Genomic DNA, 25800 nt, shown 5'->3' on the forward strand with positions numbered 1-25800 from the left:
CGTTTACGGATCCGAAAGTCAAACGTGTCGCGGTCTGGATGGAGCGGCCGCCATTGAGCAAAGAACGGGAGGTTCACTGTCTCCAGGTAGTGCCAGATTCTGTAGCCCTGCAGCCTACACCATTGAAAACAGTATGCATACCCGGTACAATGTCTTTTTTGTCGCATCGGCTGCCTTCCCAGATTGCAGCGACCTGCTGCGCCGATGCGCTTCTCCACACCAGATACCTGACGAGGACCCTGCCATGCACGATATCCAGCACCGGACCATTCACCAGAAAGATTACAGCGTCCCCGATTACCTGATCGACACCGTAGAGCTGGACTTCGACCTGGCGCCCGAGTGCACCCGGGTGGTCTCGCGCCTGACCCTGCACCTGAACCACGACACCTGCGCGGGGCAGCACCCGCTTGTCCTGGACGGCGACGACCTGAAACTCACGAGCCTCAAGCTGGACGGGGTGGAACTCCCCCCGGAGCACTACCGGCTCGGCGAGAAGCAGCTCGTTATCCCCGACCTCCCCGAGCGCTGCACCCTGGAGATCGGTACCGAGATCAACCCGGCGGCCAACAGCGCCCTCTCCGGCCTCTACGCCTCGGGCCCCATGCTCTGCACCCAGTGCGAGGCCGAAGGGTTCCGGCGCATCACCTACTTCCTGGACCGCCCCGACGTGATGGCGGTCTACACCGTGACGCTCAAGGCGGATAAGGCGAGCTGCCCGGTCCTTTTGGCCAACGGCAACCGCACCGCGCACGGGGAGCTCCCCGACGGGCGGCACTTCGCCACCTGGCACGACCCCTTCAAGAAGCCGAGCTACCTCTTCGCGCTGGTGGCGGGGGACCTGGTGCACAAGGCCGGGACCTTCACCACCTGCTCCGGCCGCACCGTGAACCTGGAGATCTACGTCGAGGAGAAGAACCGGGACAAGTGCGACCACGCCCTCATCTCCCTGAAGCGCGCCATGCAGTGGGACGAGGAGGAGTTCGGCCGCGAGTACGACCTGGACACCTACATGGTCGTCGCCGTGGACGACTTCAACATGGGGGCCATGGAGAACAAGGGGCTCAACATCTTCAACTCGCGCTACGTGCTGGCGAGCCCGGAAAGCGCCACCGACCTCGACTACCAGGCTATCGAGGAGGTGATCGGCCACGAGTACTTCCACAACTGGACCGGCAACCGGATCACCTGCCGCGACTGGTTCCAGCTCTCCCTCAAGGAGGGGCTCACCATCTACCGTGACCAGGAGTTCTCCGCCGACATGCAGTCGCGCCCGGTGAAGCGGATCGAGGACGTGAAGCTTCTGAGGAGCTCGCAGTTCGCCGAGGATGCCGGTCCGCTCGCCCACCCGGTGCGCCCGGAGAGTTACGTGGAGATCAACAACTTCTACAGCATGACCGTCTACCACAAGGGGGGCGAGGTGATCCGCATGCTGCGCACCCTTTTGGGGAAGGAGGGGTTCCGCCGCGGGATGGACCTCTACTTCGAGCGCCACGACGGGCAGGCGGTCCGGGTCGACGAGTTCGTCCAGGCGATGGCCGACGCCGGCGGGCGCGACCTCACCCAGTTCATGCGCTGGTACGACCAGGCCGGCACCCCGGTTCTGACCGTCTCCGACAGCTACGACGAGGCGGCCCGAAGCTACACCCTGACCGTCAGCCAGAGCTGCCCCGCCACACCCGGCCAGCCCGAGAAACTCCCCTTCCACCTCCCCTTGGCCCTGGGCCTTTTGGAGCGCGACGGCCGCGAGATCCCGCTGCGCCTTGACGGCGAGGCGGCCCCCGTCGGCACCAGCCGCGTGCTGGAGGTGACCGAGGCTACCCAGAGCTTCCGCTTCCTCGAGGTCCCCTCCCGGCCGGTCCCCTCGCTGTTGCGCAACTTCTCGGCCCCGGTCAAGGTGCAGTACCCCTACGCGGACGAGGACCTGATGCTCCTCATGGCGCAGGACATCGACCCCTTCCAGCGCTGGGAGGCCGGGCAGATCCAGGCGGTGAAGCTCATCTGCGGGCTGGTAGCCGACATCCAGACGGGGCGCCCGCTTGCCGTGAGCGAACCGTTTGTCGCCGCCTTCGGGAAGCTTTTGGCCGACCTGGACCAGGACAGCGCGTTTCTTGCCGAGGCGCTCACCCTTCCGGCGGAGAGCTACCTGGCCGAGCAGCTGGAGGTGATCGATCCCGAGGCGATCCACCAGGCCCGCGAGTTCGTGCGCGTAACCCTGGGCGAGCGGCATTGGGACCTCTTCCTGGCCGCCCGCGCGAAGTGCGCGCCGCGGGAGCCCTACCACCCCGACGACGGACTCTCCGGGTGCCGGAAGCTCAAGAACCTCTGCCTCGCCTACCTGATGGCAACCGGGAAAAAGGAGGCGATCGAACTGGGGATGCAGCAGTTCGAAGGCGCCGACAACATGACCGACAGCCTGGGCGCGCTCTCGCCGCTTACCAACTGCGACTGCCCGGAGCGCGACCAGGCGCTCGCTGCCTTCTACCAGTGCTGGCATGGGGACCGCGGGGTGATCGACAAGTGGTTCACCCTGCAGGCGACCTCCCGGCTCCCCGGCACGCTTTCCGAGGTGCTCGCGCTCCTCGAGCATCCCGATTTCGACCTGCGCAACCCGAACCGGGCCCGCTCGCTGATCGGGGCCTTCAGCCAGTCGAACCAGGTCCGCTTCCACGAGAAAAGCGGGGCGGGCTACCGCTTCCTCGCCGACCAGATCCTCAGGTTGAACAGCATCAACCCGCAGATCGCGGCGCGCCTGCTCACCCCCTTCAGCCGCTGGCGGCGCTTCGACCCGGTCCGGCAGGAGCTCATGAAACAGGAGCTTACGCGCATCCTCGCGGAGCCGGGACTGGCGCGCGACGTGTACGAGCTGGCGGCAAAGAGTCTTTAAACGGTGGCCTTAGGCGTGAGCTAGCGGCGGGAAAGAAGGAGCATGGAGAATTTCGTACTGATCGGCGTGTTTGTCCTGCTGGGGATGCTGTTCCAGCGCCTGGAGGCGTTTCCCAAGGACACCCCGCAGGTCCTGAACATGTTTGCCATCTACGTGTCGATGCCGGCGCTCATCCTGCTCAAGGTGCCGGAGATCGTCCTGAGCCCTGCGGCCTTGGTGCCGCTTCTGGTGCCGTGGGGGATGCTGGCATTCTCGGCGGGGCTCGTGCTCCTGGCGGCGCGCATCTGGGGCTGGCCGCGCGAAATGGTGGGGGTGCTGCTGCTCGCCGTCCCGATGGGGAACACGGCATTTCTCGGGATCCCGATGGTGCAGGCCTTCTTCGGGCCGGCGGGATTGCCGCATCTCATCATCTACGACGAACTGGGGACCATGCTCATCTTCACGAGCTACGGCTCGGTGATCCTCACCCTTTTCGGCAAGGAGGGGAAGCTCGACGTCGGGGGGATCGTGCGCCGCCTGGTGCTGTTCCCGCCCGCCATCGCCCTGGTGCTCGGCTTTGCCGTACGCTGCTGGCCCTACCCGCCGGCGCTCTCCCGGGGGCTGCACAACGTCTCGCTCTCGCTGGTCCCCCTGGTGATGACGGCGATCGGCTTCCAGCTCCGCTTCAGGCTGCGCCCCAAGGTCTTCGCCCCGCTCTGCGCCGGGCTCGCCATCAAGCTCCTCATCGCCCCCCTTACCGCCCTCGCGCTGGGCCGCATCCTGGGTGCCGCCGGGCCGGCCTTCGAGGTCTCGGTGCTGGAGGCGGGGATGCCCCCCATGGTTACCGCCGCGGCGCTGGCCGTCGTTGCCGGCATGGACGCCGAACTTTCGGTCGCCCTGGTGGGAGCCGGCATCCTGCTCGCCTTCGGCACCGTCCCGCTGGTCTACACCCTCATCCACCTCACCCGCTGAGCGGCTTAGCCCCCCCGCCCCTCTCCCTCGCCCCTAGGGAGAGGGGCGGGGTGAGGGAGGCCGGTTCCCCTGTGCATCCCCGACCGGCGCGACGTCCCGTCAAAACCAGCGCTTTTTCCTGAAGTAGTAAAGCATCCCCGCCACCACGACCGCCATGAAGATCAGCACCGCCGGGTAGCCGTAGCGCCACTCCAGTTCGGGCATGTGCTTGAAGTTCATCCCGTAGAGACCGACGATGAAGGAGAGCGGCATGAAGATGGTGGCGATGATGGTGAGGACCTTCATCACCTGATTGAGCCGGTTACTGACGCTGGTCAGGTAGATGTCGAGCATCCCCGAGAGCATGTCGCGCAGGGTCTCCATGGTGTCGACCACCTGGACCGTGTGGTCGTAGAGGTCCCTCAGGTAGATGATGTTCTCTTCCAGGATGAGCGGTGACTCGCGGCGCTGCAGGCGCCCCACCACCTCCCTGAGCGGCCAGACCGCCTTGTGCAGAAAGAGCATCTCGCGCTTCATCTGGTAGATCGCCTGGACCGTCCCCTCGTCGGGGTTGGCGATCAGTTCGTCCTCGAGGGTCTCCATGCGCTCGGCGATCTTCTCCAGGATCAGGAAGTAGTTGTCCACGATGAGGTCCAAAAGGGCGTGCAGCAGGTAGTCCGGGCCGGTTTGGCGCAGCCTCCCCTTGTCGTTTTTCAGGCGCAGCCTCACCGGCTCGAAGACGTCCCCCTCGAGCCCCTCCTGGAAGGAGATCAGGAAGTTTTCCCCCAGGACGATGCTCATCTGCTCGGCCTGCAGCTGCCCGCTCGCCTCGTTGAGGCGCAGCATCTTCAAGACCACGTACAGGTACTCCCCGTAGTCCTCCGCCTTGGGGCGCTGGTCGGTGGCCAGGATGTCCTCCAGGACCAGCGGATGGATCTTGAAGCACTCCCCGAAATGCTGCAGCACCTCGACCTGCGAGACCCCCTCCACGTTGATCCAGGTGACGCTCGGGGCGGGTTTGGGAAGGGAGCACTGGAGCAGCGAGTCGAGCTTGCGCTGTTCGAGGTGGTCGGCACCGTACTCGATGAGCTCCACCGCAGTGCTCCCCGGTCGGGGGGTGCCGAGGTGCACCAGGGTTCCCGGCGCCAGACCGATCTTTTTGGAGCGTTTCTTCACCAGGCGCGACATGCGTCCCCTCCCGTGCGGCGGTTCTCTTGCCGCGGGGTCACCCCTGCACCCCGGCGAGCCTCAGGATCAGGTCCCAGGCCTCCGCGCTCACCGGCTGGATGGAGAGCCGGCTGCGGTTTAAAAGCGGCAGCTGGGCCAGTTCCGGGATCTCCTTCAGCTCGTTCAAGGTCACTGGGCGCGGGAGCTCGCTCACGAAACGGACATCCACCATGAACCAGACCGGCTTTTCCGGCGTGGAGCGCGGATCGAAGTAGTTACTCTGCGGGTCCCAGGCGACGAAGTCCGGGTACCCTTCCCGCACCACTTGGGCGATCCCGACGATGGCGGGCTCCGGGATGTTGCTGTGGTAGAAGAAGACCAGGTCGCCCACCTTGATCTCGTCGCGCAGGAAGTTGCGCGCCTGGAAGTTGCGCACCCCGTCCCAGTGCTCGGTGGCATCGGGGCGGTTTTTCAGGTCACTGAGGGAAAAGCTGGATGGTTCGGATTTGAAGAGCCAGTAGCGCGGTGCGGACATGAGACCTCCTTGGAAAGGGCTGCACTTCCTGCAGCAGTTCATAGCAGCTTTAGGGAAAAAGTTGAACCGTTTTCCTGCGGCTAGCGAGGGCGCTCATTTCCTCTTCCGCTTGTCCTTCACCCAGCTGAGCAGTTCCGGCAACTCCATGGTATTCAGCACGTCCCCCTTCTCGAGCCAGCCGCGCTGGGCCACCGAGATGCCGTAGGGGAAGCTGTCGAACTGGCTCACGCTGTGCAGATCGGTGCTGATGGCGAGCTTCACCCCCAGCTCCTTCCCCCGTTTCACCGCCAGGTCGTTCAGGTCCAGACGCATCGGGTAGCAGTTGATCTCGAGCGCAGTCCCGGTGTCGGCGGCCGCCCGCAGCACCGCCTCGAGGTCGAGCGGATACGCCTCGCGCTCCCCGATGACCCGGCCGGTGGGGTGGGCGATAATCGAGACGAAAGGGTTCTGCATGGCCGCAATGAGCCGCGCGGTGAGCTGTTCGCGGGTCTGGGTGAAGCCGGAGTGGATCGCCGCCACCACGATGTCGAGCCGCTTCAGGACCTCGTCGGGGAAATCGAGGCTCCCGTCGAGGGCGATGTCCATCTCGGTGCTGCGCAGCACCCGGAAGTCGGTGAGCTCGCGGTTCAGCGCCGCGATCTCCTCCCCTTGCTCCATGAGCCGCTCGAGGCTGAGCCCACGGGCGACACCGAGCGACTTGGAGTGATCGGTGAGGGCCAGGTAGCTTAGGCCGTGCGCCCTCGCGGCATCGACCAGGTCGGCGAGCTGATGGCCGCCGTCGCTCCACTTGGAGTGCACGTGCAAATCTCCGCGCAGATCGCCAAGCTGCACGAGCGTAGGCAAGTTCCCCGCGAGTGCCGCCTCGATCTCGCCGCGGTCCTCGCGCAGCTCGGGCACGATGTAGGGGAGCTCCAAGAGCCGGTACACCTCCTCTTCCTCGCCCCCGCCCAGCCGCTCGTCGTCCTCGACCCGGAAGATCCCGTACTCGTTCAGCTTCAGGCCGCGCTTCACCGCCATCTCCCTCAGGCGCACGTTGTGGTCCTTGCTTCCGGTGAGATAGGCGAGCGCCGCGCCGAAGGAGTCCGGCTCCACCACGCGCAGGTCCACCTGCACCCCGGGCCTGATGACGATGCTGGAACGGGTCACCCCGTGCATGGTCACCGCCTCCACCTGCGGCAGGCTCACGAAGGCCGCCATGACGCTTTTCGGGTCGGGGGAGGTCGCCACCAGGTCGATGTCCTTGATGCTCTCCCTGCGGCGCCTGATGCTCCCGGCGACCTCGATGCGGCCCACGGGGGCCCGCTCCTTGAGCGCCGCCACCAGGTCCCAGGCCGCCGGCAGCATGCGCCCCAAAGGCTGCCGCTCGCGCCCCCGCTTCACCGCGGCTATTCCCTTGAGGATGTTCTCCTCGGTCTTCTCCTGGATGCCGCGGATCCCTGCCAGCCGGTGCTCGACAGCCGCGAGTTCCAGCTCCTCCAGGCTCGCCACCCCCAGTTGCTGGTAGATCGCCTTGGCGGTCTTGGGGCCCAGCCCCGGCACCGCCATGAGCGCGAAGACCCCGGCCGGCACCAGCTGCTTCATCTGCTCGTAGAGCTCCATGTTACCCGTCGCCAGGTACTCCTCGATGCGCGCCGCGAGGTCCGCCCCGATCCCCGGGATCTCGCGCAGCTCCTTGTGGGAGAACTCGGCCAGGTCCCGGCTCAGCCCTTCCAGGTTCAAGGCGGCCCTGCGGTAGGCCCTTATCTTGAAGGGGTTCTCTTCCTTTATCTCCATGATGTCTGCCATCTCGCCGAAAATCCTGGCAATCTCCCTGTTCTTCATGGTCGCCTCCCGCCGCTCCGTGGCCTCCGGTCTCACCCCAGTATAGCAATTTTCACCGGGGTTCCGGTACCTTCCCAACCTGTCGCACAGTCACCAGACCCAGAAAATGCTGTGTTCCGGAGGCAAAAGAAGGTATAAGGGGAACTCGTCTCTTCTTCACTAAAGTTCCCGACAGCTTAGCCCGATGAGGTCTACTGGCAGCCGTCTCCCCGGTTGTACTATCAAGGAAGGTCGGTCAAGGCGAGTCATGAACGAACAACGGAAGTTCCACCGGGTGCGCATGACAGAGACCTGCTCTCTTAGCTACCAGAGCACCCTCTATCATGGCCAGCTTGACAACATCTCTCTTAACGGCGCGGTGGTGAGCTTCACCGAACCCGTCAGTGTCCCGGTGGGCGCCATCTGCCTCTTGACCGTCTACCTCAAGGAGACCGCGCCGCTCAGGCTCAACATCGAGGTGATCCACAGCAACAACGCCATGATCGGCATGCGCTTCGTCCCCCTGGACGAGGCCGGCCAGCACCAGCTGGTGGACCTGGTGCAGCGCTTCAGCACCGAGCCCGAGAAGCTCGCCTCGGAACTCGACATCCTCAAGTGGCAGATCGCCAACTACCTGCGCGCCTCCTGACCGGGGACCGGTCGGGGACTGGCTCCGCAGGTGCTTGTCCCCTTTCCCTGTGCTGTCCGCTTTTCCCTGTGGATAACCGGCGGTAAAAACTGTGCAAGAGCTGTCGACGAGATGTGGATCCCGCAGGAAGGGGCCGTCCTAAAACCGTCAGCCGCAATAAAAAAGGGTCGTGTCCCGCCTGCTCGGCGGTGACACGACCTTTTCTGTTGATAACTCCCCTAAACCTAGTGCCCGGCCTGCTCCCCCCAGAGCTCTTTCAGCCGGTGATCCCGCCCGCAGCTGGTACGGTAGTAACGGTAGCGCAGCGGGTTTTTCTTGTAGTAGTGCTGGTGGTACTCCTCGGCCGGATAGAAGGTGCTTGCCGGCACGATCTCGGTCTGTATCGCTCCCGGCAGGCGCCGGCTCTGCTCCAGGGCCTCCTTGGACTGGAGCGCCAGGCGCCGCTGCTCCTCGTTGTGGTAGAAGATGGCGGTCCGGTACTGGTGCCCCACGTCGCAGAACTGGCGGTCCTTCACGGTGGGGTCCACGTTGTGCCAGTAGCGCTCCAAGAGCTTCTTATAGCCGATCCGCGACGGGTCGTAGAGTACCTGGACCGATTCGGCGTGCCCGGTCCCTCCCGCCGAGACCTCCTCGTAGGTCGGGTTCTTCTTCTGCCCCCCCGTGTAGCCGGAGGTCACCGAAACCACCCCCGGGAGCTCGTCGAACGGGTGTTCCATGCACCAGAAGCACCCGCCGGCGAAGGTTGCCAACTGCAGGAGGGAAGCGGGCCCCTGCTTCCCACCTGCAGCGGCGCCGGCCGGCTGGACGGTGCACAGGCTCGCCAGGATGACCCCCAGCAGTGCGATCGTTTTCATGTTTCCCCCTCGGCAGGTCCTCCTGCCCCGGGTCTCTAAACCTCCCGCGCCGCTACTTCGCCGTCGGCACGAAGCTGAGCGCCGCCGAGTTCATGCAGTAGCGCAGCCCGGTCGGTTTGGGCCCGTCGTCGAACACGTGGCCCAGGTGACCGCCGCAACGCCGGCAGAGCACCTCGGTCCTGGTCGAAAAGAAGCTGCGATCGGTCTCGGTCTTGACGTTCTCCGGGGCGATCGGTCTGGTAAAGCTGGGCCAGCCGGTGCCGGATTCGAACTTGTCCTCGGAGCGGTACAGGTCAAGGCCGCACCCGGCGCAGCGGTAGACGCCGTGTTCGTGGTTGTTCACGTACTTGTTGCTGAAAGGACGCTCCGTCCCCTTCTCACGCAGCACGTGGTACTGCTCGGGGGAAAGTATCTTCTTCCATTCTTCCTTCGTTTTTACCACCTCGTCACTCATGACGTAGCTTCCTTTTTCTGCCGAGTAGACTCTGATCCGCGCCGCGGCGTCGGCGCTGCTGGTCATGAGGGCGCCGTTTTCTGAAACAAGAACCAGCGCGGTAATGCCCAGCAACAGCAGCCCGCTTAAAAGTCCCACGTATCTCATGACCCGCCTCCTTTGTTCTGCCGGCTGATTCCAGCAGCGGGTAGCACATGCAGGTACAAGAATATCACACCGGCCTAAAATCTTCACGGCCCTGTCAGGCACCGCGGGGAGCCCTGCAACTGAGTGTTTCGCTCTCAGCAATCGAGGGATGGCTAACGCGTTCACCGGCACACCTTGAACCACGGCGGCACCCGACTCGATTCGGTCGCACCTTCCCTGCTGACAGAGCAAATATCGTGTAGATGCTTGTGCACGCCCGGCGGATGGTTATAATGCTTTAATCTTTGTCAGTATCGCCAACCAGCTAACCGTGCCGAGCCGCGCAGCAAAGAGGTGGCCCCGTGAGTTCCCTGACGCAACTCCTCGTTTTCCTGGCCGGGCTCGTCATCGGCCTGGCACTTCTCCCCGCCCTGCGGCACGCCCTGAAGCGCGCGCGGTGGCCGCAGTTGCACGAGGCCCTCGAGCGCCTCTTCCCGGTCGCCCAGCTGGGGACGGTACCCCCCTTCGCCAAGAAGGAAGCGGTTGCCGAGCTCCTCCCCCCTCCCGACCCCGCCAGCCACCCGGTGGACCCGCGCGAGCAGCAGATCAACGACTCGGCACAGGCGGTGCGCAGCATCCTGCTCATCCTGACCGCGGTCATCGAGCGGACCGAGCAGGCGGCCAGCGAGTCATCCCTGGCGCTCAAAAAGCTGAGGGAGAGCTTCGAACGGGCCGGGCTCCCCGCCGAAGTGGCCGCCGCCACGTCCCGGCTCACCGAGCAGATCGACCGGATGGTCTCCAACAACGCAAGCCTCCGGGAGAAGCTCGCCAGCTCGCAGAAGATCCTCTCTGCACAGCAGCGCCAGATCGAGATGCTGCGCACCGCGGTCCTGGTGGACGGCATGACCCGGCTCGCCAACCGCAGCTACTTCGACGACAAGCTGGCCGAGATGCTCCGGTTGCGCCAACGCTACGACGAGACCTTTTTCCTGATCATCCTGGACGTGGATCACTTCAAGTCCATCAACGACACCCACGGCCACCAGGCGGGCGACCTGATCCTGAAGGGGGTGGCGCAGCAGCTCCGCACCACGCTGAGAGAGAGCGATTTCGTGGCCCGCTTCGGGGGGGACGAATTCGCGGTGATCCTCATCAAGTCGACGCCGCAGGCAGCCGAGGCAGTGGCGCGCAAGCTCTGCAACAGCGTGCGCGAGCGCCGCTTCACCTTCGAAAATGTCGGCATCACGGTGACGCTCTCCGTCGGCGCCGCGGAGGCGACCGAGTTCGATACCGCCGAAAGCCTGGTGGAGCGCGCCGACGCCGCGCTGTACCGGGTCAAAGAAGGAGGCCGAAACGGGGTCTTCTTCGCCGAGAACCCAGTTTCCGGACTCCTCTCCTGAGCCGCCCCAGGCCTCCCCCGGGGCCCCGCCACCGCCACGGTTAAAGTCCCTCCCCATTTTTCCGATTGAATAGCGTGCCGTTATCCTCAATAATGGCGCGTCTGTCGCTACGTTTCGGGAGGGTTTCCTCGATGAAGAAAGTGCTTTTGTTCCTGCTGCTCTGCGCCTCCAGCGCCTCGGCCGAGTTCTACACCTGGAAGGACCGGGCAGGGACGGTCTTTTACACCAACAGCCTGCACGAGATCCCGGCCCGCTACCGCTCGCGCGCCATGCAGCTCGACGTCGCCACCGGGAAGAAGTTCCCCATCTCGGCAGCCGGCCAACCCGCCGGCACAGCCGCTCCGACGGCTACCGGAGCGCCCCCGGCTCCGCTTACGGTTGCCACTCCGGTACCCCTACCGACTCCCCCCCCGGCACCGACTCCCGCCGCCGGGCAGCCGGGGTCGGTCCAGCAGCTGCGGGCGTCGCAACCAGGTGCCGAGCAGCGCCCCGGTTTCACCATCGCCCCCAACAACCCGGCCCCCACCCCGGCGGTGAGCTCGACGCCCCGGATGCCGGCGCCGAAGCCGCGCACCCGGCCAGCTCGGGTGAGGAACCCGGAAGACGAGTAGCGCGAGCGCCAAGGAGTCTGCCATGGCTTACATCGTGAAAAGGATCGCAATCGCGGGGGCCGCCCTGCTCATTACCGGCGGCGCGGCGCAGGCGCAGGACCAGATGCTCTGCCGGGGAACCATCACCAGCAAGCAGGGGAGCGGCTTGGTCGTAAAGACCTTTCGTTTCGAGGTGAGCGAGGTTTCCGGCAGGGAGGTGGGCGAGGTGCTCGAGAACTGCAAGAAGATCGCCCAGCAGCGGCAGAACAAGGCGGCGCGCTCGGCTCCGGGGATCCCCTTCCAGAAGTTTTCCGAGGTGGAGCTGCGCTGCAGCCGGGGGAGCGAGCAGCAGACCGTGAAGCGGCTTTTACAGACCGCACCCTAGCAGTCAGGGCGGGGAGAGTGGCCGGTTCCTGCCCCGCCGGGCCTTCTGACAGCACGCGGGTCGGGCGCCCCGGCACCCCGATTAATTGTGTTTACAAATGTCGCAAACTGGTTATTCTTTCGCGGCAGGCAAACCAACCAGGGCGAGGGAGGTCGGACGCCCGGAGGACGCGCCATGGCGACTGGCTGGTCGAACTACCAAGTCACCCAGGGTTACCTGGAATGGTTTTACTACGTGAAGTTCGCCGCGGTCAGCGCCATCGCCGTCGGCTTTGCCTGTTTTTCCCTCTCCCGGGTCAGGACAGCGCTGAAAGGCTCGGCGCGGCGCACGGCACCCGGAAAAGCGCGCCCCGCAACCGACAGCTCTCCGCCAACCGGCTCAAACCGGCACCCCAGCTCGTCCTAAGCTCCCGCCCGTCAGTCCCTGCGCACCGCGTAGTCCGCCAAGGCAACCGTTTCGGCGCTCGCCGACGCGCTCGCGTCCCCCCCCACCTGCCGCCGGGCAAAACCGTCGTCGCTTACGATCACCACCCCCAACGCCGCACAGAAGATGATGGCTACCCCGACCGCACGCACCAAGAGGTAGGTGTTGTGCTTGAGGATACGGTCGAGGTACCAGCTCACCAAGAGAACCGCGAGGCTCCCCGAAAGCAGTTTGCAGAGCGGGACCACCCGCAGCGCCATGAGGTACTTGACCAGCAGCGCCAGCGAACCGGACATGATGGCGGGCCAGAAGACCAGGTGGATACCAAGTCCCCAGGTCATGCCGGAGAAGAGGGCCTGAACGACCTCCTCGGAAAGCACGCGGCACAGTGACACGAACACACAGAGCGTTGCCAAGAACTGTTCCATTGCGAGTACCTCCTCTGTTAGAGGCTTACCTAGATGATAGCCGGCTGCAGTCGTTTGTACAGTGAGGCCGAGACTGGCTCTGTATCTGCCTCCTCCCGACGGCAGCAAGATCAGCATGCTTTCCGGGCTGATACTGTCCGGCGCCTTGCGGGTGCGAATTCCTGAGTCAAGAGTTGCCGGCGCGGCCTGTTGATAATTACGTTTTTTTTTGCCGTCGATGTGCTATGGTAAACGCCAGTTTTTCCAGCAACCCCTTACGGACCCGCACCCGTGCTTTTATCGGTATCGACATGACCCGGCGCTTCAGGCAACACGACGCGCCACCGGCAACAGCCCCCATCCTCAGGCGCTTCCCCACTCTCACGCAGTTGAGGGGCCTTCTCCTCGCCTGGCTCCTGGTGTCGCTCGGTCTTCTGGCTGCTGCGGCGGCCCGGGCCGAGACCCCTGCCACCGGCGAGAGCCGTACCGTGATCGTCGGCGGCAACCGGGCCTACCCCCCCTACGAGTTTCTCGACGCCGACGGCAAGCCCGCCGGCTACAACGTGGACCTCACCCGCGCCATCGCCGACGTGATGGGGATGAAGGTGGAGTTCCGCTTCGGAGCCTGGTCCACCCTGCGCAACGACCTCACCGAAGGGACCATCGACATCCTGCAGGGGATCTCCTACTCCGAGGAGCGCACCCGGACGCTCGACTTCTCGCCGCCGCACACCATCGTGCACCACGCCATCTTCGCCCGGCGCGGCACCAAGCCGGTCGACAATCTGGAGGAGCTGCGCGGCAGGAAGGTGGTGGTCTTCCGCGACGGGATCATGCACGACTCGCTGGTGCACCTAGGCTTTGGCCCGGAACTGCTACTCACCGACTCCCCCGCCGAGGCGCTGCGGCTATTGGCCGCGGGGCGCTGCGACTACGCGGCGCTGGCGAGCCTCCCCGGGATGTTCCTGATCCAGCAGCTGCACCTGACCAACGTCGTCCCGGTCGCGAAGAACGTCGCCGCCGAGAAGTACGGCTACGCCGTCGCCAAGGGTAACCACGAACTTTTGACCCGCTTCAGCGAAGGGCTCGCCATCCTGCAGCAGACCGGGCAGTACCAGGCGATCTACGACCGCTGGCTCGGCCCCCACGAGCAGCAGCGCTTCCCCCGCGAGAAGGTGATCAAGTACGGCTCGATGGTGCTGTTGCCGCTTTTGGTGATCCTCATCGCCACCGCGGCCTGGTCGCACACCTTGAAGCGCCGGGTCGAAGAGCGCACCGAGGAGCTGGCCCGCCAGGTCGCCGAGCGCAACCGCGCCTACGAGGAGCTGAGGCTGCACCAGGACAAACTGATCCAGGCCGACAAGATGGCGACCCTGGGGGTGCTGGTCGCCGGGGTGGCCCACGAGGTGAACAACCCCAACGGGCTCATCCTCTTGAACCTCCCCATCCTCAAAGACGTCTACCAGGACGCCCTGGAGACCCTGGAGGCGCGCTACCGCGAACAGGGGGACTTCCTGGTGGCCGGGCTTCCCTACTCGCGCATGCGTGACGAGGTCCCCCAGATGCTCGCCGATATGTCCGACGGGGCCGCGCGCATCAAGCGCATCGTCGAGGACCTGAAGGACTACGCCCGCCAGGATTCCGTGGTGCGCCGGGAGCCCTTCGACCTGAACGCCGTGGCCCAGGCCGCGGTGCGCCTGGTGGATACCTCGCTCAGGCGCGCCACCACCCGCTTCGAGACGATCTACTGCACGCCGCTTCCCCAGGTAAGCGGCAACGCGCTGCGCATCGAACAGGTGGTGGTGAACCTCTTGATCAACGCCTGCCAGGCACTCCCCTCAAACGAACGCGGCATCTTCCTCGCCACCGGCTACGACCTCGAGGCGGGCGAGGTGCGGCTGACCATACGGGACGAAGGGATCGGGATCCCCCAGGAATCGCTGGGGCGGCTCACCGACCCGTTTTTCACCACCAAGCGCGAAAGCGGCGGCACCGGCCTGGGGCTCTCCATCTCGGCCGGGATCGTCCAGGAGCACGGCGGGAGCCTGAGCTTCGACTCCCCCCCCGGCCAGGGGACCACGGCTACCCTCACGCTCCCCCTATTTAACGAGGAGAACGCCTAGATGACCGAAGCACTGGTACCTCATTTCTCCATCTTGCTGGTCGACGACGAACCGGCCTGGCTCCGCTCGGTGAGCCTCACCCTGGCGCGCGCCGGCATCAACAACATCCTCACCGCCTCCGACAGCCGGGAGGTCCCCGAGATCCTCTCGCGCGGCCAGGTGAGGCTCGTGCTCCTGGACCTTACCATGCCGCACCTCCCCGGCGAGGCACTGCTCACCATGATCTCCGAGCAACATCCCGAGATCCTCACCATCGTGGTGAGCGGCATGAACCAGATCGAGACTGCGGTGCGCTGCATGAGGCTTGGGGCCTTCGACTACTTCGTGAAGACCGTCGAGGAAGACCGCCTGGTGACCGGCGTCCTGCGCGCCATCCGGATGCTCGAACTGGAGCGCGAGAACCAGGCGATCTCGGACCGCATCCTCTCGAACCAACTGCGCCACCCCGAGGCCTTCGTGAACATCGTCACGGCCGACCGCACCATGCTCGGGATCTTCGGCTACATCGAGGCGGTGGCGGTGAGCCGGCAGCCGCTTTTGATCACCGGCGAAAGCGGGGTGGGGAAGGAGCTGGTGGCGCGCGCGGTGCACACCCTCTCCGGCGCCTCCGGCCCGCTCGTCGCGGTGAACGTGGCGGGGCTCGACGACACCGTCTTCGCCGATACCCTGTTCGGCCACGTGCGCGGCGCCTACACCGGCGCCGAACAGGCCCGGCGCGGCATGATCGAGGAGGCGACCGACGGGACCCTGTTCCTCGACGAGATCGGCGACCTCTCCATCCCGAGCCAGGTGAAGCTCTTGCGCCTGTTGCAGGAGGGTGAGTACTTCCCGCTGGGAAGCGACCGCCCCAAGAGACTCAAGGCGCGGGTCATCGTGGCGACCCACCGCGACCTGAAGGCCAAGGAGGAGCAGGGGGCCTTCCGGCGCGACCTCTTCTACCGCCTGCGCACCCACCAGATCCTTTTGCCGCCCCTGCGCGAGCGCCCCGGCGACATCCCGCTCCTTCTCGACTACTTCCTGGCCGAGGCCGCCGAGTCGCTGGGGAAGAAGAAGCCGACCCCCCCCAAGGAGCTCGCCCAGCTGCTTGCCACCTACAGCTTCCCCGGCAACATACGGGAGCTGCGGGCCATGGTCTACGACGCGGTGAGCGTGCACCGCGAGCGCATCCTCTCGCTCGACACCTTCATCAAGGCGATCGGCCCGGCCAAAGAGCAGCCGCCGCCCGCCGCGGCCCAGGACCACAACCTGTTCTCCGGGCTGGAACGCCTCCCCACCTTCGGCGAGGCAGCCGACCTCCTGGTCACCGAGGCCCTGGCCCGCTCCGGCGGCAACCAGACCATCGCTGCCCGCCTCCTGGGGATCTCCCAACCCGCCCTCAGCAAGCGTCTCTCGGCGCGCGGCTAGCCCGCGCCCGGGGGCTCGCCCCCTTCTTTGCAGAGCCCTACTCCCCTCTTACCAAACGTCAGTTGGTTTTTACCCCTCGGAAAGCGGCGCAAAAATCAACCGGCGTCTCTCTTAATGAGGGGCATTCCCGTCACAAAGCACCGGTCCAAAGCAATAGTCATAACCCAGGTTATAGCCATAACGTGGGTTATATCGGCGCAACCAGCCGCAAGTAAAGCTATTTTTTCGACCAGCTCTACCAGCCTCCGGTATACGGTTATACCCTTTACCCTCCAAGACCCAATGGTACGTATACGGCGAAATCGCGCTCCTAACTGAGAACCACGCAGGTTATACCCCTTGGTACGCTAGTTGCTAACATCGTTTTAAATTCTGCCGCGGCGGGTTGCCACCAAAAGCACAAATCGGCGGCCGGCAACGGTCCTACAGACGGGAAAAACAAAAGAAGTTCACTTTTTGGCATAAAGGAGAAGGACATGAACGGGAAAAAGTTTTACCAGCATCTGTACGTACAGGTACTGACGGCCATCGCCATCGGCATCGCCCTCGGCTACTACTCCCCGGCGACCGGCGTCGCCATGAAACCGTTCGGCGACGGCTTCATCAAGCTCATCAAGATGATCATCACCCCGGTCATCTTCTGCACCGTGGTGACCGGCATCGCCGGCATGGACGACATGAAGAAGGTGGGACGCGTGGGCGCCAAGGCCCTCTTGTACTTCGAGGTGGTCTCCACCCTGGCGCTGGCCATCGGTCTCACCGTGATCACCTTCCTGCAGCCGGGGGTCGGCTTCAACGCCGACGTCACCAAGATCGACACCAAGGCACTTACCGCCATCACCACCCAGGCCAAGTCCACCAGCACCGTCGACTTCCTGATGAACATCATCCCCACCTCGGTGGTGGACGCCTTCGCCAAGGGCGACATCCTCCAGGTGCTCCTCTTCGCCCTCATGTTCGGCTTCGCGCTCTCCGCCATGGGCGAGAAGGGGAAGCCGGTGTACCGCTTCATCGACAAGACCTCGCACGCCTTCTTCGGCGTGGTGGGGATCATCATGAAGGCCGCACCGCTCGGCGCCTTCGGCGCGATGGCCTTCACCATCGGCAAGTTCGGGGTGGGCTCGCTCTCCAAGCTGGGCGCCTTCATGGGGTGCTTCTACCTGACCTGCCTGCTCTTCGTCTTCGTGGTGCTGGGGATCATCGCCAAACTGGCGGGCTTCAACATCTTCAGATTCGTCTCCTACATCAAGGAAGAGCTCCTCATCGTCCTTGGCACCTCCTCCTCGGAGAGCGCCCTGCCGCGCATGATGGCGAAACTCGAGAACCTGGGCTGCACCAAGTCGGTGGTCGGCCTGGTTATCCCGACCGGCTACTCCTTCAACCTGGACGGGACCTCGATCTACCTGACCATGGCAGCCGTGTTCGTGGCCCAGGCAACCAACACCCCGCTCACCATGACCCAGACGCTCACCATCCTCGCCATCCTGATGCTGACCTCCAAGGGTGCTGCCGGCGTCACCGGCTCGGGCTTCGTAACCCTGGCCGCGACCTTCGCCGCCATCCCGTCCATCCCGGTTGCCGGCCTCGCCCTCATCCTGGGGATTGACCGCTTCATGTCCGAAGCCCGCGCCCTCACCAACCTGGTCGGCAACGGCGTGGCCACCGTGGTGGTCTCCCGCTGGGAGAACGAGCTTGACATGAACCGGATGAACGCCGTTCTGAGCAACCAGGCGGTCGCCTCGCTCGACGAACCGGAACTGGGCCTCGACCCGCTCTCCGACGAGATCTAAGCGCGGCGTTTCCAGGCTTTGCCAAGGAGGGTGCCGCCACGGCACCCTCTTTTTTTGCATCCACAACCAACGACGTCTCGCCGGCGCACCACCGCTCCCCCGCGCAAACGCCCTCCAGCACCTCCGCCGAATCGCGGCCAAGCCGCGCCCAGCCTGCCACCTCCCCACACCCAGCTTGCAGCCAACCGCTGTCTCGCAGCTGCGGAACCCCCGCCCTCGCACTCGAGGCGCCGGCCGACAATGGGTATAACTAGAGTTATCCGCATAACCAGGGTTATACCCGCCATAACCTGCGGAATAAGCGCCGCCCGCACCGGCAGTCCCGCCTCGGCGCCGGCCAAAGGTTATAACCATTCGCGCGCCTCTCCACCCTGCAACACCCCCTACTCGTATACGATATCGAGGGGTTAGCCGCGGGAGCCCCCCTTTGGTACAACCATTGCTAACATAGTTTTATAAACGCGCGGGGCGCAGCGGGAAAAGCGCCGCCTGGAAATCGGGACCCGACCGGGCGCAGCGCACGATTGACAAACAAAGGTTTGATTGGGGCAAACGCACGGCTCCGGCAGCTCCGGCACCGGCACTGCCCCGTTTTTATTACGGGATTCACCTTTGAGGAGGCCGAAGATGGCGAGCAGCACCGCAGTTGAAGTGGCACAACCGACCAGCAAGAAGCGCGCGTTTTTCAGTTCACTGCTGTTCCGGGTGACCATCGGCATCATAATCGGCGTGGCGCTGGGGCTCATGTCCCCGGAACTCGCCAAGACGCTGAGACCGTTGGGTATGGGCTTCATCAAGATGATCCGCTTCGTGATCGCACCAATCATCTTCGGCACCGTCGTGGTCGGGATCGCCAAGATGGGGGACATGAAGAAGGTGGGGCGCGTCGGCGTGAAGGCGCTCATCTACTTCGAGGTGCTCACCACCTTTGCCATGGTGATCGGCCTGGCCATGGTGAACTGGCTGAGGCCGGGTGCCGGGATCAACGCCGACCCCAAAGCCCTGGACGTCGGGCAGATCGCCAAGTTCACCGAGGGGGCGAAGCACTTAAGCACCGCCGACTTCCTGATGAACGTGATCCCGGACACCGTGGTGGACGCGTTTGCCAAGGGCGACATCCTGCAGGTGCTCTTCTTCGCCGTGATGTTCGGCATGGCCATGGCAGCCCTGGGCGAGAAGGGGAAGCGCGTGGTCGACATCATCGACGAGGTGACCCACGGCTTCTTCAAGTGCATCCACTACATCATGCAGCTCGCCCCGATCGGCGCCGGCGCAGCCATCGCCTTCGCGGTCGCCAAGTTCGGCACCGGTACGCTTGCCGGCCTCGGCCAGCTGCTCCTCGGGGTCTGGGGGACCGCACTCCTCTTCGTCGTCGTGGTGCTCGGCATGGTCTGCCGTCTGGCCGGCGTGAGCCTCTGGAAGCTCTTCAAGTACATCAGCGAAGAGTTCTTCATCGTCCTGGGAACCTCCTCCTCCGAAACGGTGCTCCCGCGCCTGATGAGCAAACTGGAGAATCTGGGGATCGAGTCCGGCGTGGTGGGCCTCGTTATCCCGACCGGCTACAGCTTCAACCTGGACGGCACCTCCATCTACCTCACCATGGCGGCGGTCTTCATCGCCCAGGCCTTCAACATCGACCTCTCCTTGGGCGAGCAGCTCACCATCCTCCTGGTGCTGCTCCTGACCTCGAAAGGCGCGGCTGCCGTGGCCGGCGGCGGCTTCATCTGCCTGGCCGCCACCCTGGCCTCGCTGCACACCCTGCCGGTCTCCGGCCTGGTGCTCCTCTTGGGGGTCGACTGGTTCATGGCCACCTGCCGCGCCCTCACCAACATGATCGGCAATGCCGTGGCCTGCATCGTGGTCGCCAAGTGGGAGAACTCGGTCGACACCGACCGCCTCTACGCGGTCCTGGACGGCGACTACGCCCTGGCCCAGGAGCTTGAAGCGGTGCTGAGCGAAGAGGACGCCGACCCGGCCCTCGAGGACGCCAGCGCGGCCTAAACGCGCCGACGACCTACCCGAACCACGACACCCCGGTTTCCGACGCCTTTCCGGCTCGGTACCGGGGTGTTTTATTTCCGCTTCCCACCCTGCCGCCACCGCCCCGTCAATCCGCTCCAGTCTTCGTTTTCCCATGTTTTATTCTCTCCAGACGCATATCATTCACCCCGCCGTAAAACAGCAAAAACCCCGCAAAATCGGCACTATTTCCTACTGCCGTTAGAAAGAAATAGAACAGACCCGGCCCTACGCTGCCAAAAAAACAGCATCATCAGCAAAAAAGCTTGATTTATCACACCCTTTCAAGTATACGTGTTTTTAAAACAACGACCGCATTTCCGAAAAGAGACCACACTAACCGCTTTTAGCGTGTTTTCAACCAGTTACAATCGACAGCATCTGTCACAAGGTTGCCCGGTGGCAGTAAAATCAATAAAACACTTCCGCTGCCGAAGAAGAAAGAAGCCGCTTCTTTCCTCTCTGGTTCACCTTCTACAGGCATAGCAGCAAGGGAGCGAATGCGTTGACAGTGTGACAATCAGCAGTAGTGTTACTATCTGGAAAACTCCGCCCTCAATAAGCCGGCCCCGTGACAGTGGGCAGTGACGCCGTGAGTATTCCAACCGAGCAGCAGCGAATCAGCATCAGCGATCTGCAGCATGAGTACAAATCCCAGTACCGGAAACAGGAGATCACGATGAACATCCATGAGTACCAGGCCAAGGAGATCCTGAATGCTTACGGCATTCCCATCCCGCGCGGCCGCGTGGCACTGACGGCCGACCAGGTGGAGCGCGCGGCCAAGGAGATGGGCGGGCGTTGCGTGGTGAAGGCCCAGATCTACGCGGGGGGGCGCGGCAAGGCAGGAGGGGTGAAGCTGGTGCACCACCCCGAGCAGGCGCAGACCCTCGCCAAGGAGCTGTTCGGCAAGTCGCTGGTCACCCCGCAGACCGGTCCGGAGGGGCTCCGCGTCAGGCGCATCCTGGTCGAGGAGGCGGTGGATATCGCCCGCGAGTTCTACCTCTCCATCACCCTGGACCGCGGCACTTCGCGCTACGTCCTGATCGCCAGCGCCGAGGGGGGGATGGACATCGAGGAGGTGGCCGCCAAGAGCCCGGAGAAGATCCAGACCCTGACCATCGACCCCTTCACCGGACTGCGCCCCTTCCAGGCCCGCCACATCGCCCTGCAGCTGGGGCTTACCGGCAGCGTCTGCGAGGACTGCGTCACGCTCATCCTGAACCTGTACAAGGTCTGCCTCGAGAAGGACTGCGCGCTCGTCGAGATCAACCCCCTGGTGGTGACCCAGGCCGGCTGGCTCATGGCGATGGACGCCAAGATCACCTTCGACGATAACGCGATCTTCAGGCACCGCGAGTACCCGGACATGATGGACTACTCCCAGCTCGATCCCCTCGAGATCACCGCCGGGAAGTACGACCTGGCCTACATCAAGCTCACCGGTTCCATCGGCTGCCTGGTGAACGGCGCGGGGCTCGCCATGGCGACCCTGGACGTCCTTAAGGAGTTCGGCGGCGAGCCTGCCAACTTCCTCGACGTCGGGGGCGGGGCGACCCGCGAAAAGGTGGCCGAGGCTTTCAAGATCATCCTGCAGGACAAGGACGTGAAGGGGATTTTCGTCAACATCTTCGGCGGTATCATGCGCTGCGACATCATCGCGCACGGCATCATCGAGGCGGCCAGCGAGGTGAACTGCACCCTCCCCATCGTGGTGCGCATGGACGGCAGCCAGGTCGAGGAAGGTAAACGCCTTCTGACCGAGAGCGGGCTCAACGTGCAGTGCGGCGACAACCTGGGCGACGCGGCGGGCAAGATCGTCCGCATGCTCGGCTAGGGCCAGACGGAAAACCGACCAAGCGAACAGGAGACCTTTCATGTCCATTCTGATCAACAAGAGTTCCAAAATAGTCGTCCAGGGGATCACCGGCCGCAGCGGCCTGTTCCATACCCAGCAGTGCCGCGAGTACGGCAGCCAGATCGTCGCGGGGGTCACCCCGGGCAAGGGGGGGATCCACATCGAGGGGATCCCGGTCTTCAACACGGTTGCCGAGGCGGTGAAGTACACCGAGGCCAACGTCTCCATGATCTTCGTCCCCCCCCCGGGTGCGGCCGACGCCATCCTCGAGGCGGCCGACGCCGGGCTCGAGCTTGCCGTCTGCATCACCGAGGGGATCCCGGTCCGCGACATGGTGCCGGTGAAGGCGATGATCAACCAGTCCAAGATGCGCCTGGTCGGCCCCAACTGCCCCGGCGTGATCACCCCGGGCGAGTGCAAGATCGGCATCATGCCCGGCCACATCCACAAGCCCGGCAAGATCGGGGTGGTTTCGCGCTCCGGCACCCTCACCTACGAGGCGGTGAAGCAGCTCACCGACAACGGCCTGGGGCAGTCGACCTGCGTCGGCATCGGCGGCGACCCGATCATCGGGATGAACTTCATCGATGTCTTAAGGCTCTTCAACGAGGATCCCCAGACCGAGGGGGTCTTCATGATCGGCGAGATCGGCGGCGCCGCCGAGGAAGAGGCCGCGCGCTGGATCAAGGAGAACATGAAGAAGCCGGTCGGCGCCTTCATCGCCGGGGTCACCGCACCTCCGGGTAAGCGCATGGGTCACGCCGGCGCCATCATCACCGGCGGCAAGGGGAAGGCCGAGGACAAGATCCGTACCCTCTCCGAGTGCGGCGTCGTCGTGGCAGCGAGCCCCACCAAGATGGGTGACGCCATGCAGGAAGCCATGGCCTCCGGCGGCACCAAGAAGAAGTCCAAGTAGTTCGCCCGAGTGAGGCGGAGCCGGGAGCCCTGCGCTTCCGGCTCCGCTGGCGGCCAAGCTTGGGGTTCCGGCCGCGGAGCCCCGCTTTTCCCGCCGACACGCCCTGCCCTCCCTTCCACCAGCCGGGCGCCCGTTCCACCGCACCACAATCCAAGAAGGACCACCTTCAGCCGGCCGCAGCACGTTTGGCACGGCAGCAGCCCGATGCCCGGCAGCGGGCTGCGCTCGAGGTGCATCCAGGCCCCGGAGTGGTCTTCCCGGGAGAGTTTACCGTGGGAGCGGCTTTGGCCGCGGCGCCGGCGTCACGGCCCAGGCCCCTCCCACGGTGCCCGCCTGGGAGTACCAGACTGCCTGCGATTCTTATGCATAAGGAGGATTTACCCGCCATGAGCAAGAAAACGGACGCGCTTACGTACCACTCCACCGGCCGCAAGGGGAAGATCGAGGTCGTTCCCACCAAGCCGTGCCGGACCGCCCAGGACCTCTCGCTCGCCTACTCCCCCGGGGTTGCCGAGCCCTGCCTCGCCATCGAGGAGAACCCCGAGGACGCCTACCAGTACACCGCCAAGGGGAACCTGGTGGCGGTGGTATCGAACGGCACCGCGGTCCTTGGGCTCGGTAACATCGGGGCCCTGGCCGGCAAGCCGGTCATGGAGGGGAAAGGGATCCTCTTCAAGCGCTTCGCCGACGTCGACGTCTTCGACATCGAGCTCGATAGCGAGGACCCGGACGAGATCATCCGCGCCGTGCAGATGCTCGAGCCAACCTTCGGCGGGATCAACCTGGAGGACATCAAGGCCCCCGAGTGCTTCTACATCGAGGAAGAGCTGAAAAAAACCATGAAGATCCCGGTCTTCCACGACGACCAGCACGGCACCGCCATCATCTCGGCCGCGGGGCTCATAAACGCCCTCGAGCTGGTGGGGAAGAAGATCGAGGACGTGCGCCTGGTGTTAAACGGCGCCGGCGCCGCCTCCATCTCCTGCGCGAACCTCGCCATCTCGCTCGGGCTTAGGCGCGAAAACCTGATCATGTGCGACACCAAGGGGGTCATCTACAAGGGGCGCACCGAGGGGATGAACAAGTACAAGGAACTCTTCGCCCAGGATACGCCGCTTAGGACCCTGGAGGAGGCGGTGAACGGCGCCGACGTCCTCTACGGGCTCTCCGTGAAGGGGGCCTTCACCCCCGAGATGGTGCGCTCCATGGCGGCGAACCCGATCATCTTCGCCATGGCGAATCCGGACCCCGAGATCACCCCGGAGCAGGCCCACGCGGTGCGCGGCGACGTGCTCATGGCGACGGGCCGCTCCGATTACCCGAACCAGGTGAACAACGTGCTCGGCTTCCCCTTCATCTTCCGCGGGGCGCTCGACGTGCGCGCCACCGGGATCAACGAGGCGATGAAGCTCGCCGCCACCCGGGCGCTCGCCGAGCTGACCCGCGAGGAGGTCCCCGACTCGGTGGCGAAGGCCTACGGCAACGTGAAGTTCAGCTTCGGGCGCGACTACATCATCCCGAAGCCGTTCGACCCGCGCGTCCTTTTGAAGGTGGCCCCCGCGGTCGCCAAGGCCGCCATGGAAACCGGCGTGGCGCGCCAGCAGATCGACCTCGACAAGTACGTCGAGCAGCTCGAGGCTTTGCAGGGACGCTCCAAGGAGACCATGCGCCTCATCATCAACAAGGCGAAGAGCGATCCCAAGCGCATCGTCTTTCCCGAAGGGGAGCACCCGAAGATCCAGCGCGCCGCCCAGACCGTGCTGGAGGAGGGTATCGGCCATCCGATCCTTCTGGGGAACGCCGCGAAGATCACGGACGACCTGCACGAGATGGGGATCGACCCGAGCCTGATCGCCATCATCGACCCGGCGAGCCATCCCAAGTCCGAGGAGTACGCCCAGAAACTCTTCGAGCTGAGGCAGAGAAAGGGGCTCACCCTTTCCGAGGCGAGGCGCCTCATCACCCGGAAGTCGCGGGTGCACTTTGGCTGCATGATGGTGCGCGAGGGGGACGCCGATACCCTTTTGGCCGGCATCGACGCCCACTACCCGGACACCATCCGCCCCGCGCTCGAGGTGATCGGGAAGAAACAGGGACTCTCCAGCGTGCACGGTCTCTACATGATGGTCCTCAAGAAGGGGATCTTCCTCTTGGCCGACACCACGGTCTGCATCGATCCGACCTCGCAGGAACTCGCCGAGACCGCCATCCTGGCGGCCCAGACCGCGCGGATCCTGGAAATCGACCCGCAGGTCGCCATGCTCTCCTTCGCGAACTTCGGCTCGGTGAAGCACCCGCTGGCCGCCAAGGTGCGCGAGGCGGTGCAGCTTGTGAAGGAGCAGGAGCCGGGGCTGGTCATCGACGGCGAGATGCAGGCGGACACCGCGGTGGTGGAGGAGATCCTGCAGCAGAGCTACCCGTTCTCCGCGCTTAAGAGCGCGGCCAACGTGCTGATCTTCCCGGACCTCACCTCGGGGAACATCTGCTACAAGCTCTTGAGCCACCTGGGGAACGCCGACGCCATCGGGCCGATCCTCATGGGGATGAACAAGCCGGTGCACGTGCTGCAATACGGCGACGACGTCTCCGATGTCGTCAACATGGCCGCCATCGCGGTGGTCGACGCCCAGACCAGGTAGCCCGGCTAGGGAGGGGGACTGGCTCCGCCAGGTGCCTGTCCCCTTAGCCTCCAAGCGTGACCAAGCCCCCCTCGCCCTCCGGGAGAGGGGCGGGGGTGAGGGGGCGGCCGGCCCAGAACCTGCCGCCAGCAAAGGACACAGCAGAAAAACCAGAAAAGCCCGGCAAGACCTGCGGCTCCCTCACCCCTACCCTCTCCCAGGGGGCGAGGGAGCGAGCGCAGGAGCTCGAACACGACAACGGCAGACCAGACCAACTTCGGGAGAATGCAAGGATGGGGAAGACCAAGGAACACGCCAAGCACACCGTCGTCTCGCTCAGGATCAGCGAGGACGAGAAACGCGAGCTCGAGGAGATCTCGCGCCAGAGCCGGACCTCCATCTCGGAGCTGATGCGCGAGGCGATGCAGCTTTACACCGACACCACCAAGTAGGCCGTCAACCGGA

At 64.6% G+C, this 25800-nt stretch carries 21 protein-coding genes; 15 read left to right on the forward strand and 6 right to left on the reverse strand.

Features of this window, described 5'->3' with window-relative positions:
• The first annotated feature begins 244 nt into the window (after positions 1-244).
• Positions 245-2887, forward strand: a complete 2643-nt coding sequence (gene pepN / locus GMST_RS03885; protein WP_183353318.1) for an aminopeptidase N — start codon at positions 245-247, stop codon at positions 2885-2887.
• A 42-nt stretch (positions 2888-2929) separates the two neighbouring features.
• Positions 2930-3838: an AEC family transporter gene (locus GMST_RS03890; protein ID WP_183353319.1), complete on the forward strand. Its 909-nt coding sequence runs from the start codon at positions 2930-2932 to the stop codon at positions 3836-3838.
• A gap of 99 nt (positions 3839-3937) precedes the next feature.
• Here the strand turns inward: GMST_RS03890 and corA are convergent, their stop codons facing one another.
• From corA to polX, 3 genes are all read right to left on the reverse strand, one after another.
• Positions 3938-5005: a magnesium/cobalt transporter CorA gene (gene corA, locus GMST_RS03895; RefSeq protein WP_183353320.1), complete on the reverse strand. Its 1068-nt coding sequence runs from the start codon at positions 5003-5005 to the stop codon at positions 3938-3940.
• 37 nt (positions 5006-5042) lie between these two features.
• Positions 5043-5519, reverse strand: a complete 477-nt coding sequence (locus GMST_RS03900; protein WP_183353321.1) for an EVE domain-containing protein — start codon at positions 5517-5519, stop codon at positions 5043-5045.
• 93 nt (positions 5520-5612) lie between these two features.
• A complete protein-coding gene (gene polX / locus GMST_RS03905; protein WP_183353322.1) occupies positions 5613-7340 on the reverse strand; it encodes a DNA polymerase/3'-5' exonuclease PolX in 1728 nt (575 codons plus the stop codon).
• A 247-nt stretch (positions 7341-7587) separates the two neighbouring features.
• Here polX and GMST_RS03910 point away from each other — a divergent pair, with 247 nt between their 5' ends.
• Positions 7588-7968, forward strand: a complete 381-nt coding sequence (locus GMST_RS03910) for a PilZ domain-containing protein (protein ID WP_183353323.1) — start codon at positions 7588-7590, stop codon at positions 7966-7968.
• Between the two features lie 224 nt (positions 7969-8192).
• Here the strand turns inward: GMST_RS03910 and msrA are convergent, their stop codons facing one another.
• Together msrA and msrB are read right to left on the reverse strand one after the other, a co-directional pair.
• Positions 8193-8822, reverse strand: coding sequence for a peptide-methionine (S)-S-oxide reductase MsrA (gene msrA, locus GMST_RS03915; RefSeq protein WP_183353324.1), 630 nt, complete (start codon positions 8820-8822; stop codon positions 8193-8195).
• Between the two features lie 52 nt (positions 8823-8874).
• Positions 8875-9423: a peptide-methionine (R)-S-oxide reductase MsrB gene (gene msrB / locus GMST_RS03920; RefSeq protein WP_183353325.1), complete on the reverse strand. Its 549-nt coding sequence runs from the start codon at positions 9421-9423 to the stop codon at positions 8875-8877.
• Between the two features lie 341 nt (positions 9424-9764).
• Between msrB and GMST_RS03925 the strand changes: the two genes are divergently transcribed.
• From GMST_RS03925 to GMST_RS03940, 4 genes are all read left to right on the forward strand, one after another.
• Complete coding sequence (locus GMST_RS03925; RefSeq protein ID WP_183353326.1) at positions 9765-10802, forward strand: GGDEF domain-containing protein; 1038 nt, start codon at positions 9765-9767, stop codon at positions 10800-10802.
• 131 nt (positions 10803-10933) lie between these two features.
• Complete coding sequence (locus GMST_RS03930; RefSeq protein WP_246399235.1) at positions 10934-11413, forward strand: DUF4124 domain-containing protein; 480 nt, start codon at positions 10934-10936, stop codon at positions 11411-11413.
• Positions 11414-11435: 22 nt separating this feature from the next.
• Positions 11436-11777, forward strand: coding sequence for a hypothetical protein (locus GMST_RS03935; RefSeq protein WP_183353328.1), 342 nt, complete (start codon positions 11436-11438; stop codon positions 11775-11777).
• A 174-nt stretch (positions 11778-11951) separates the two neighbouring features.
• Complete coding sequence (locus tag GMST_RS03940) at positions 11952-12182, forward strand: hypothetical protein (RefSeq protein WP_183353329.1); 231 nt, start codon at positions 11952-11954, stop codon at positions 12180-12182.
• Positions 12183-12193: 11 nt separating this feature from the next.
• Here GMST_RS03940 and GMST_RS03945 read toward each other — a convergent pair whose 3' ends face one another.
• Positions 12194-12628, reverse strand: a complete 435-nt coding sequence (locus GMST_RS03945; protein WP_183353330.1) for a hypothetical protein — start codon at positions 12626-12628, stop codon at positions 12194-12196.
• 224 nt (positions 12629-12852) lie between these two features.
• Between GMST_RS03945 and GMST_RS03950 the strand changes: the two genes are divergently transcribed.
• The 8 genes from GMST_RS03950 to GMST_RS03985 all read left to right on the forward strand — a co-directional run bounded on the left by GMST_RS03950 (position 12853) and on the right by GMST_RS03985 (position 25787).
• Positions 12853-14730, forward strand: coding sequence for a transporter substrate-binding domain-containing protein (locus GMST_RS03950; protein WP_246399185.1), 1878 nt, complete (start codon positions 12853-12855; stop codon positions 14728-14730).
• Positions 14731-16134, forward strand: coding sequence for a sigma-54-dependent transcriptional regulator (locus tag GMST_RS03955; protein WP_183353331.1), 1404 nt, complete (start codon positions 14731-14733; stop codon positions 16132-16134). It abuts the gene before it with no gap.
• 476 nt (positions 16135-16610) lie between these two features.
• Positions 16611-17924 carry a dicarboxylate/amino acid:cation symporter gene (locus GMST_RS03960; RefSeq protein ID WP_183353332.1) on the forward strand — a complete coding sequence of 438 codons (1314 nt, stop codon included), beginning with the start codon at positions 16611-16613 and terminating at the stop codon, positions 17922-17924.
• 627 nt (positions 17925-18551) lie between these two features.
• Positions 18552-19925: a C4-dicarboxylate transporter DctA gene (gene dctA / locus GMST_RS03965; RefSeq protein ID WP_183353333.1), complete on the forward strand. Its 1374-nt coding sequence runs from the start codon at positions 18552-18554 to the stop codon at positions 19923-19925.
• Positions 19926-20622: 697 nt separating this feature from the next.
• Positions 20623-21780, forward strand: coding sequence for an ADP-forming succinate--CoA ligase subunit beta (gene sucC / locus GMST_RS03970; RefSeq protein ID WP_183353334.1), 1158 nt, complete (start codon positions 20623-20625; stop codon positions 21778-21780).
• Positions 21781-21820: 40 nt separating this feature from the next.
• A complete protein-coding gene (gene sucD, locus GMST_RS03975) occupies positions 21821-22717 on the forward strand; it encodes a succinate--CoA ligase subunit alpha (protein ID WP_183353335.1) in 897 nt (298 codons plus the stop codon).
• A gap of 386 nt (positions 22718-23103) precedes the next feature.
• Positions 23104-25356, forward strand: coding sequence for an NADP-dependent malic enzyme (locus GMST_RS03980; RefSeq protein WP_183353336.1), 2253 nt, complete (start codon positions 23104-23106; stop codon positions 25354-25356).
• A gap of 272 nt (positions 25357-25628) precedes the next feature.
• Positions 25629-25787 carry a ribbon-helix-helix protein, CopG family gene (locus GMST_RS03985; RefSeq protein WP_183353337.1) on the forward strand — a complete coding sequence of 53 codons (159 nt, stop codon included), beginning with the start codon at positions 25629-25631 and terminating at the stop codon, positions 25785-25787.
• The last annotated feature ends 13 nt before the right edge of the window (positions 25788-25800 follow it).

Origin of the sequence: Geomonas silvestris (assembly GCF_014193515.1) — a bacterium.
GTDB lineage: Bacteria > Desulfobacterota > Desulfuromonadia > Geobacterales > Geobacteraceae > Geomonas > Geomonas silvestris.

Coding starts and splice junctions, on each gene's coding strand:
- GMST_RS03950 (WP_246399185.1), top strand. CDS start 12,853: ATGGTAAACGCCAGTTTTTCCAGCAACCCCTTACGGACCCGCACCCGT.
- GMST_RS03985 (WP_183353337.1), top strand. CDS start 25,629: ATGGGGAAGACCAAGGAACACGCCAAGCACACCGTCGTCTCGCTCAGG.
- GMST_RS03940 (WP_183353329.1), top strand. CDS start 11,952: ATGGCGACTGGCTGGTCGAACTACCAAGTCACCCAGGGTTACCTGGAA.
- sucC (WP_183353334.1), top strand. CDS start 20,623: ATGAACATCCATGAGTACCAGGCCAAGGAGATCCTGAATGCTTACGGC.
- GMST_RS03935 (WP_183353328.1), top strand. CDS start 11,436: ATGGCTTACATCGTGAAAAGGATCGCAATCGCGGGGGCCGCCCTGCTC.
- GMST_RS03890 (WP_183353319.1), top strand. CDS start 2,930: ATGGAGAATTTCGTACTGATCGGCGTGTTTGTCCTGCTGGGGATGCTG.
- GMST_RS03930 (WP_246399235.1), top strand. CDS start 10,934: ATGAAGAAAGTGCTTTTGTTCCTGCTGCTCTGCGCCTCCAGCGCCTCG.
- GMST_RS03910 (WP_183353323.1), top strand. CDS start 7,588: ATGAACGAACAACGGAAGTTCCACCGGGTGCGCATGACAGAGACCTGC.
- GMST_RS03955 (WP_183353331.1), top strand. CDS start 14,731: ATGACCGAAGCACTGGTACCTCATTTCTCCATCTTGCTGGTCGACGAC.
- sucD (WP_183353335.1), top strand. CDS start 21,821: ATGTCCATTCTGATCAACAAGAGTTCCAAAATAGTCGTCCAGGGGATC.
- dctA (WP_183353333.1), top strand. CDS start 18,552: ATGGCGAGCAGCACCGCAGTTGAAGTGGCACAACCGACCAGCAAGAAG.
- pepN (WP_183353318.1), top strand. CDS start 245: ATGCACGATATCCAGCACCGGACCATTCACCAGAAAGATTACAGCGTC.
- msrA (WP_183353324.1), bottom strand. CDS start 8,822: ATGAAAACGATCGCACTGCTGGGGGTCATCCTGGCGAGCCTGTGCACC.
- GMST_RS03945 (WP_183353330.1), bottom strand. CDS start 12,628: ATGGAACAGTTCTTGGCAACGCTCTGTGTGTTCGTGTCACTGTGCCGC.
- GMST_RS03900 (WP_183353321.1), bottom strand. CDS start 5,519: ATGTCCGCACCGCGCTACTGGCTCTTCAAATCCGAACCATCCAGCTTT.
- msrB (WP_183353325.1), bottom strand. CDS start 9,423: ATGAGATACGTGGGACTTTTAAGCGGGCTGCTGTTGCTGGGCATTACC.
- GMST_RS03960 (WP_183353332.1), top strand. CDS start 16,611: ATGAACGGGAAAAAGTTTTACCAGCATCTGTACGTACAGGTACTGACG.
- GMST_RS03980 (WP_183353336.1), top strand. CDS start 23,104: ATGAGCAAGAAAACGGACGCGCTTACGTACCACTCCACCGGCCGCAAG.
- polX (WP_183353322.1), bottom strand. CDS start 7,340: ATGAAGAACAGGGAGATTGCCAGGATTTTCGGCGAGATGGCAGACATC.
- corA (WP_183353320.1), bottom strand. CDS start 5,005: ATGTCGCGCCTGGTGAAGAAACGCTCCAAAAAGATCGGTCTGGCGCCG.